Source organism: Lancefieldella rimae ATCC 49626 (genome assembly GCF_000174015.1).
Lineage (GTDB): Bacteria > Actinomycetota > Coriobacteriia > Coriobacteriales > Atopobiaceae > Lancefieldella > Lancefieldella rimae.
Window position 1 is genome coordinate 1 of sequence record NZ_ACFE01000007.1, and the last position, 5,243, is coordinate 5,243.

3 rRNA genes are annotated in these 5,243 nt (G+C 53.0%); all 3 read left to right on the forward strand.

Annotation, left to right across the window (positions count from 1 at the left end):
* Positions 1-312 precede the first annotated feature (312 nt).
* The 3 genes from ATORI0001_RS07555 (at position 313) to rrf (ending at position 5,215) form a co-directional block, all read left to right on the forward strand.
* A 16S ribosomal RNA gene (locus ATORI0001_RS07555) occupies positions 313-1,825 on the forward strand.
* Between the two features lie 232 nt (positions 1,826-2,057).
* Positions 2,058-4,996, forward strand: a 23S ribosomal RNA gene (locus ATORI0001_RS07560).
* A gap of 103 nt (positions 4,997-5,099) precedes the next feature.
* A 5S ribosomal RNA gene (rrf, locus tag ATORI0001_RS07565) occupies positions 5,100-5,215 on the forward strand.
* Together the 16S, 23S and 5S rRNA genes form the textbook arrangement of a ribosomal RNA operon.
* Positions 5,216-5,243: the final 28 nt, after the last annotated feature.

A 5,243-nucleotide genomic window follows, 5' to 3' on the forward strand; every position in this document is an offset into this window, starting at 1 on the left:
CACCCCTCTCAATCCCGAATTGTGGAGGATTTGTGAAGACGGGATTTTTTGTGTGAAATGAGTGTCGTTGCGTCTATAGTTAATCCCCGCGCGACGCAGACTAGAGTTAATAAATGCGCAGCGCAGTGAACCTTGACAACCGGATACTGTGATCAGAAATGATCGACAAAGACAGACTAGCGAAATTATCGAATGTGAATGTAAATTCACGTCAATTCTTATATTTCAGCGAATCCGAGATCAGCGGGATCTAAGAGCAGGATGTAAGTACTCGCCTTCTTTAACTTGTATAGGCTTTTGCCTATGACATTTTGAATGGAGAGTTCGATCCTGGCTCAGGATGAACGCTGGCGGCGCGCCTAACACATGCAAGTCGAACGGTTAAAGCACCTTTTAGGTGTGTATAAAGTGGCGAACGGCTGAGTAACACGTGGGCAACCTGCCCTCCTCTTGGGGATAGCCTCGGGAAACCGAGGATAATACCCGATACTTCAATGTGGCCGCATGACGACATTGAGAAAGCTTTTGCGGAGAAGGATGGGCCCGCGGCCTGTTAGCTTGTTGGTGGGGTAGAGGCCTACCAAGGCAATGATGGGTAGCTGGGTTGAGAGACCGACCAGCCAGATTGGGACTGAGACACGGCCCAGACTCCTACGGGAGGCAGCAGTGGGGAATCTTGCACAATGGGCGAAAGCCTGATGCAGCGACGCCGCGTGCGGGACGAAGGCCTTCGGGTTGTAAACCGCTTTCAGCAGGGACGAGGCGAAAGTGACGGTACCTGCAGAAGAAGCCCCGGCTAACTACGTGCCAGCAGCCGCGGTAATACGTAGGGGGCAAGCGTTATCCGGATTCATTGGGCGTAAAGCGCTCGTAGGCGGTCTGTTAGGTCGGGAGTTAAATCCGGAGGCTCAACCTCCGCCCGCTCCCGATACCGGCAGACTTGAGTTTGGTAGGGGAAGGTGGAATTCCTAGTGTAGCGGTGGAATGCGCAGATATTAGGAAGAACACCAGTGGCGAAGGCGGCCTTCTGGGCCATAACTGACGCTGAGGAGCGAAAGCTAGGGGAGCAAACAGGATTAGATACCCTGGTAGTCCTAGCTGTAAACGATGGACACTAGGTGTGGGAGAATACGTCTTCCGTGCCGCAGCTAACGCATTAAGTGTCCCGCCTGGGGAGTACGGCCGCAAGGCTAAAACTCAAAGGAATTGACGGGGACCCGCACAAGCAGCGGAGCATGTGGTTTAATTCGAAGCAACGCGAAGAACCTTACCAGGGCTTGACATGTAGGTGAAGCGGCGGAAACGTCGTGGCCGAAAGGAGCCTACACAGGTGGTGCATGGCTGTCGTCAGCTCGTGTCGTGAGATGTTAGGTTAAGTCCTGCAACGAGCGCAACCCTCGTCGTATATTGCCAGCGGTTCGGCCGGGCACCTATACGAGACCGCCGGCGTCAAGCCGGAGGAAGGTGGGGACGACGTCAAGTCATCATGCCCCTTATGTCCTGGGCTACACACGTGCTACAATGGCCGGCACAATGAGCTGCCAACCCGCAAGGGCGAGCGAATCTCTAAAGCCGGTCCCAGTTCGGATTGGAGGCTGCAACCCGCCTCCATGAAGTCGGAGTTGCTAGTAATCGCGGATCAGCACGCCGCGGTGAATGCGTTCCCGGGTCTTGTACACACCGCCCGTCACACCACCCGAGTCGATTGCACCCGAAGTCGTCGGCCTAACCTTTTAGGAGGGAGACGCCGAAGGTGTGGTTGGTAAGGGGGGTGAAGTCGTAACAAGGTAGCCGTACCGGAAGGTGCGGCTGGATCACCTCCTTTCTAGGGAGATACCCTCATCTAGATTGATTATGTTTTATAAGAGTACGACTGCTCAAAGTCCTTTGATCTTTTGTCTTTGTATGCGAAAGCACAGTATCCGGTTATAAGGGTTCGCCCTTATGTACCTTGAGAGCTGCATAGTGTGATTAATTCGATTTTCTTCAAGAAGATCGCATCTAACGAGTATGTTCTCTGAAAAGAGGACAACATAATAGTATGTTCAAACCATTAAAAAGAAGATGGTAAGGGCAAACGGTGGATGCCTTGGCACAAGAAGCCGATGAAGGACGTGATAAGCTGCGATAAGCCACGGTAAGGTGCACATAACCTGTGACCCGTGGATTTCCGAATGGGAAAACCCACTAGATTTAGTAGTCTAGTACTTCTCGCTGAATATATAGGCGAAGAGGAGGTAACCGGGGGAACTGAAACATCTCAGTACCCCGAGGAAGAGAAATCAAACGAGATTCCCCAAGTAGTGGCGAGCGAACGGGGATATAGGACAAACCGGAAGTTGCGCAAGCGCTTTCGGGGTTGTAGGACCACACACTACAGAAGTTACAAAACATCGTGGAAGCAAAACGGCATGGAAAGGTCGGCCAAAGAGGGTTAAAGCCCCGTACGCGAATCTGCGATGTCTTCTCGTGTGGCACCTGAGTACTGCCGGACACGTGAAACCCGGTGGGAATCTGGGGGGTCCACCCTCCAATCCTAAATACTCTCTTGTGACCGATAGTGAACCAGTACCGTGAGGGAAAGGTGAAAAGTACCCCGATGAGGGGAGTGAAATAGTACCTGAAACCGTTTGCCTACAAGCAGTCGGAGCAGACTTTTGTCTGTGACGGCGTGCCTTTTGTAGAATGAGCCAGCGAGTTACGGTATGTGGCAAGGTTAAGCTAAAAAGCGAGCCGCAGCGAAAGCGAGTCTGAATAGGGCAACATAGTCGCATGTCGTAGACGCGAAGCCAGGTGAGCTATCCATGAGCAGGCTGAAGCGGGGGTAAGACCCCGTGGAGGGCCGAACCCACTTAGGTTGAAAACTGAGGGGATGACTTGTGGATAGGAGTGAAAGGCCTATCAAACCTGGAGATATCTCGTTCTCCCCGAAATAGCTTTAGGGCTAGCCTCGGATGTTTACCCGTGGGGGTAGAGCACTGAATAGTTGCGGGGGCTTCACCGCCTACCAAGATTAATCAAACTCCGAATACCATAGGGTCTAAATCCGGGAGTCAGAATATGTGGGCTAAGCTGTGTATTCGAAAGGGAAACAGCCCAGACCGCCCGCTAAGGTCCCAAAATCAATGCTAAGTGGCAAAGGATGTGCGTTTGCTCAGACAACCAGGATGTTGGCTTAGAAGCAGCCATTCATTTAAAGAGTGCGTAATAGCTCACTGGTCGAGTGGACATGCGCCGACAATATACGGGGCTAAGCATTGTACCGAAGCGGCGGACTTGCACGTATGTGTGAGTGGTAGGGGAGCTTTCTTATATGGGTTGAAGCCGTGGGATAACCCACGGTGGACTTATAAGAAGTGAGAATGCTGGCATGAGTAACGAAAGACGAGTAAAAAACTCGTCCGCCGTACACCTAAGGGTTCCTGGGCAAGGCTAATCCTCCCAGGGTTAGGCGGGAGCTAAGGCGAGGCCGGAAGGCGTAGTCGATGCACAACAGGTAGATATTCCTGTCCCTCCATATAGGCGCTATACCAATGGGGTGACGAAGAAGGGTAGCTCGGCGGGGTTCTGGACGTCCCCGTGATAACACGTAGGTTGAGAAGTTGTAAAATGCGCTTCTCGTGAGCTGAGGTGTTGGACGAAGCAATTGAGTGAAGTGAGTGAGCCCATACTTCCAAGAAAAACCTCTAGGGAGTCTGTTGGAGCCCGTACCAAAACCGACACAGGTAGGTGGGTAGAGCATACCAAGGCGATCGGGAGAACTATGGTTAAGGAACTCGGCAAAATTGCCCCGTAACTTCGGGAGAAGGGGTGCCGGTTTGGGTGATAAGACACGCTCTTTGAGCCTCGGCCGGTCACAGTAAATAGGTCCAAGCGACTGTTTATCAAAAACACAGGACTCTGCTGAAGTCGTAAGACGACGTATAGGGTCTGACGCCTGCCCGGTGCCGGAAGGTCACGAGGAGTTGTTAGCATAAGCGAAGCAGCGAATCTAAGCCCCGGTAAACGGCGGCCGTAACTATAACGGTCCTAAGGTAGCGAAATTCCTTGTCGGGTAAGTTCCGACCTGCACGAAAGGCGTAACGATTTGGACGCTGTCTCAACCATAGACCCGGTGAAATTGCACTAGTCGTGAAGATGCGACTTACCCGCAGAAGGACGGAAAGACCCCGTGAACCTTTACTGCAGCTTGACATTGGCTGCCGGTTCGTCGTGTAGAGGATAGGTGGGAGACTTTGAACCAGGGACGCCAGTTTCTGGGGAGTCACCCTTGGAATACCACCCTCGACGTTTCGGCATCCTAACCTGCGACCGTTATCCGGCGTGGGGACCGTGTCAGGTGGGTAGTTTGACTGGGGCGGTCGCCTCCTAAAATGTAACGGAGGCGCACGTAAGGTCTGCTCAGAATGGTCGGCAACCATTCTTTTGAGTGCAAGAGCATAAGCAGGCTTGACTGCGAGGCCTACAAGCCGAGCAGATGGGAAACCAGGTTCTAGTGATCCGGCGGCTCAGAGTGGTATGGCCGTCGCTCAACGGATAAAAGGTACTCCGGGGATAACAGGCTGATCTTCCCCAAGAGTCCACATCGACGGGAAGGTTTGGCACCTCGATGTCGGCTCATCGCATCCTGGGGCTGGAGCAGGTCCCAAGGGTATGGCTGTTCGCCATTTAAAGCGGTACGCGAGCTGGGTTCAGAACGTCGTGAGACAGTTCGGTCCCTATCCTCTGTGGGCGTAGGAAAATTGAGGGAGGCTGCCCCTAGTACGAGAGGACCGGGGTGGACGGACCTCCGGTGTACGGGTTGTCAACCAATGGCACGGCCCGGTAGCTGAGTCCGGTTGGGATAACCGCTGAAAGCATCTAAGCGGGAAGCCCATCCCAAGATGAGTTTTCCTTTCGGTAAGACCCCTTGTAGACTACGAGGTTGATAGGTTGCAGATGTACGTGCTGCAAGGCATTTAGTCGAGCAATACTAATCGGTCGAGCTCTTCTTTTTCTTTTGTGTTTGTGCGACGCTTCTAAAAGGTCTCGATAAATATCACACTGTGCGGCCCTCAGGGTACAAAGGACACCCTTTGACAGTCGAATACCCCTTGTTGGTCAGCGATTATGGCAGGGAAGGCACACCTGGTCCCATTCCGAACCCAGAAGTTAAGCTCCCGAGCGCCGATGGTACTGCGGAGGAAGTCCGTGGGAGAGCAGGACGTCGCTGACCAACAAGGGGCATTTGCTATTTTAAGGCC